The organism is Ruegeria sp. C6 (genome assembly GCF_056537625.1).
This window is the reverse complement of sequence record NZ_JBQFRW010000020.1, coordinates 1-4007: the sequence shown is the minus strand read 5'-3', so window position 1 is coordinate 4007 and position 4007 is coordinate 1. Positions and strand designations below refer to the sequence as shown.

The following is a 4007-nucleotide window of genomic DNA, read 5'->3' as shown; positions in this document are numbered from 1 at the left end:
CTGACATTTGAGCATTTGAAGGCTGAGGTTTCGTCTGGCGAGATTGATACGGTATTGGTTTGTCTGGTTGACATGCAGGGCCGTTTGATGGGCAAGCGGTTTCATGCGGGTCATTTTGTTGCGGGAGCGTGGGAAGAGACGCATTGCTGCAATTATCTGCTGGCGACGGATCTCGAGATGGGGACGCCGGATGGGTATGCCTCGACCAGTTGGGAGCGGGGCTATGGCGATTATGTGATGAAGCCGGATCTGAGCACCCTGCGTCCGGTGCCGTGGCTGGAAGGTACGGCGATGGTGATGTGCGATGTGCTGGATCATCACACGCATGAAGAAGTCCCACACGCGCCGCGCTCGATCCTGAAGCGTCAGGTGAACCGGCTGAAGGCGATGGGTTATGACGCCATGTGCGCCACCGAGCTGGAGTTTTTCCTGTTCGAGAAAAGCTTTGATCAGATCCGCAAGGAAGGCTTTCGCGACCTTGAGCCGATCTCGGGGTATAACGAAGACTATCACATCCTTCAGACCACCAAGGAAGAGCATGTGATGCGCCCGATCCGCAACCATCTATGGGATGCGGGGATACCGGTCGAGAACACGAAAGGTGAGGCCGAGACCGGGCAGGAAGAGCTGAACATCAAATATGCGCCTGCGATGGAGACGGCCGAGTATCACTCGATCGCCAAGAACGCGGTGAAAGAGATTGCCTGGCAGCATGGGCATGCCGCGACCTTCCTGCCGAAATGGCATCATGAGAAAGTGGGCAGTTCCAGCCACGTGCATCAGTCGCTCTGGTCCGAGGGGCGGCCGATCTTTTTCGACGAAAAAGATCCGCTCGGCATGTCGGATGTGATGAAAAGCTACATGGCGGGTCTTTTGAAATACGCCGCCGATTACACCTGTTTCATGGCGCCCTACATCAACAGCTACAAGCGGTTCATGAAGGGGACCTTTGCGCCGACGCGGATCATCTGGTCGGTGGACAACCGCACCGCCGGGTTCCGCCTGTGCGGTGACGGCACCAAGGCGGTGCGGGTGGAATGCCGTATCCCGGGCTCGGATATGAACCCCTATCTGGCGATGGCTGGGATGCTGGCGGCGGGGATCGCTGGGATCGAAGAAGGGCTGGAGTTGCAGCCGCCGACCACGGGCGACGTCTATCAGGGAGAGACGGGGATGATCCCGGGCAATCTGCGCGCGGCGCGGGATGCGCTGCATGGCTCGGCGATGTTGCGGGCTGCGATGGGAGATGACGTTGTCGATCACTATGCGCGCGCGGCCGAGGTTGAGATCGAAGAGTTTGAGCGCGTGGTGACCGATTGGGAAATTGCCCGCGGGTTCGAGCGGGCTTGAGAGGGTGAAAGCGAGGGGCCAGCCCTGCCGCCATTGGCGCTCGAACCAATGGCGCACCAATGGCGGCCCCCGAGATATTTATGGCCAGATGAAGCAGGGATCCTGCTCTCTTTAGAGATGGAGTGACTATGGGGCAGATGTTGCAATGTGTCTCGCCGATTGATGGGTCGGTTTTTGCCGAGCGCGAGGTTCTGTCGCGGGAGGCGGCGTTTGAGGTTGCGGGCCGGGCGCGGGCCGCACAGGCGGCTTGGGCGGCGCGGCCCTTGCGGGAGCGCATTGATCTCGTGATGGCGGGTGTGGCTGCTGTCGGCGCGATGAATGAGGAAATCGTGCCCGAATTGGCGCATATGATGGGTCGCCCGGTGCGCTATGGCGGTGAGTTCGGCGGCTTCAACGAGCGCGCAAGCCATATGGCCACGATTGCCGAAAGCGCGTTGGCTGATATCGCGGTGGGCGAAGATGAGACGTTCAAACGCTATATCAAGCGCATCCCGCATGGGGTGGTGTTTGTGGTGGCGCCGTGGAACTACCCCTACATGACGGCGATCAACACGGTGGCCCCGGCGCTGATCGCGGGTAATACGGTGATCCTGAAACACGCCACGCAGACCCTGCTGGTGGGCGAGCGTATGGCGCAGGCCTTCCATGCAGCGGGTGTGCCCGAAGACGTGTTCCAGAATGTCTTTCTGAGCCATGACGTGACCAACGATCTGATCGCGGGCAATGCGTTCGACTTCGTGAACTTCACCGGATCGGTCGGCGGCGGCCAGGCGATGGAGCGCGCGGCGGCGGGCACCTTTACCGGTGTCGGGACTGAGTTGGGCGGCAAGGATCCGGGTTATGTGATGGACGATGCCGATCTGGAGGCGGCGGTTGAGACGCTGATCGACGGGGCAATGTTCAACGCGGGCCAGTGCTGCTGCGGGATCGAGCGGATCTATGTGCACGAAAGCCTGTATGACGACTTCGTCGTCAGGGCGGTGGAGATCGTGAAGGGCTATAAGCTGGGCAATCCGCTGGACGCTGAAACCACCATTGGCCCGATGGCCAATGTGCGCTTTGCCGATGAGGTGCGGGCGCAGATTGCCGAGGCGGTCGAGGCTGGTGCGGTGGCCCATATCGACATCTTCCCCGAGGATGATGGCGGCGCATATCTGACGCCGCAGATCCTGACCAATGTCACCCATGACATGCGGGTGATGCGGGATGAAAGCTTTGGTCCGGTAGTGGGCATCATGAAAGTGTCCACGGATGATGAGGCCATCCGGCTGATGAATGACAGCGCGTTTGGCCTGACAGCGAGCCTCTGGACCCGCGATCTGGATCGCGCGGCCCGCGTGGGCGACCAGATTGAGACGGGCACCGTCTTCATGAACCGCGCCGATTATCTGGATCCCGGCCTGTGTTGGACCGGCTGCAAGAATACCGGGCGCGGCGGCGGTCTCTCGGTCATTGGCTATCACAACCTGACACGTCCCAAATCCTATCACCTGAAAAAGGTCACGGGCTAAGGACGCCGGCCTGCCTCGGAATGACCCCCTCGCCGGGGCAGGCCTTTTGACACGAAGGAAAGCAAACATGTCACTTGTTGGAAACTGGTCTTATCCAACCGCAATCAAATTCGGGGCCGGGCGGATCAATGAATTGCCCGAAGCCTGTGCGGCGGCCGGCATGAAGAAACCGCTGCTGGTCACCGACAAGGGGCTGGCCGACCTGGCGATCACCACCGCGACGCTGGATATCATGGAGACCGCCGGTCTGGGCCGGGGTCTGTTCGCGGATGTGGACCCGAACCCCAATGAACAGAACCTCGAGGCCGGTGTTGCGGCCTATAACGCGGGCGGCCATGACGGGGTGATCGCTTTTGGCGGCGGCTCGGGGCTGGATCTGGGCAAGATGGTCGCCTTCATGTGTGGTCAGACGCGCCCGGTCTGGGACTTTGAGGACATCGGCGATTGGTGGACCCGAGCGGATGCCGATGCCATCGCGCCGATCATCGCCGTCCCCACAACCGCCGGGACCGGGTCCGAAGTGGGGCGCGCCAGCGTCATCACCAATTCTGAAACCCACGCCAAGAAGATCATCTTCCATCCCAAGGTGCTGCCGACCGTGGTGATCTGCGACCCCGAGCTGACGGTGGGCATGCCCAAGTTCATCACCGCAGGCACCGGTCTGGATGCGTTCGCCCATTGTGTCGAGGCGTTCAGCAGCCCGCATTACCACCCGATGTCTCAGGGCATCGCGCTGGAAGGGATGCGGCTGGTCAAGGACTACCTGCCACGTGCCTATGCGGACGGCACCGACATCGAAGCCCGCGCCCAGATGATGAGCGCGGCGGCGATGGGGGCCACCGCCTTCCAGAAAGGCCTGGGCGCCATCCACGCCATGAGCCACCCCGTCGGCGCGGTGTTCAACACCCACCACGGCACCACCAACGCGGTCTGCATGCCCGCCGTGCTCGAGTTCAACGCGCCAGTCATCGCCGACCGCTTCCAGCAAGCCGCCGCCTATCTGGGCATCGACGGCGGCTTCGACGGCTTCCGCAGCTTCGTGCAAGAGTTCAACGACAGCCTCGCCATCCCCCGCAATCTCTCCGACCTCGGCGTCACCAAAGCCGCCATCCCCGAACTGGTCCAAGGCGCAATCATCGACCCCTC

3 protein-coding genes are annotated in these 4007 nt (G+C 61.6%); all 3 read left to right on the top strand.

What is annotated here, in order from left to right; all coding sequences use genetic code 11:
• Positions 1 to 1350 (top strand): glutamine synthetase family protein (locus tag ACR0MJ_RS20710; protein ID WP_480707755.1); only part of this gene is annotated, 1350 nt, incomplete at its 5' end.
• Positions 1351 to 1478: 128 nt separating this feature from the next.
• A complete protein-coding gene (locus tag ACR0MJ_RS20705; RefSeq protein WP_480762450.1) occupies positions 1479 to 2861 on the top strand; it encodes an aldehyde dehydrogenase family protein in 1383 nt (460 codons plus the stop codon).
• A gap of 67 nt (positions 2862 to 2928) precedes the next feature.
• The coding region (locus tag ACR0MJ_RS20700; protein ID WP_480762447.1) for an iron-containing alcohol dehydrogenase at positions 2929 to 4007 on the top strand (1079 nt) is incomplete at its 3' end.

What these genes read in the sequence shown, in the direction of transcription:
- ACR0MJ_RS20705 (WP_480762450.1), top strand. Translation starts at nt 1,479, where the DNA reads ATGGGGCAGATGTTGCAATGTGTCTCGCCGATTGATGGGTCGGTTTTT.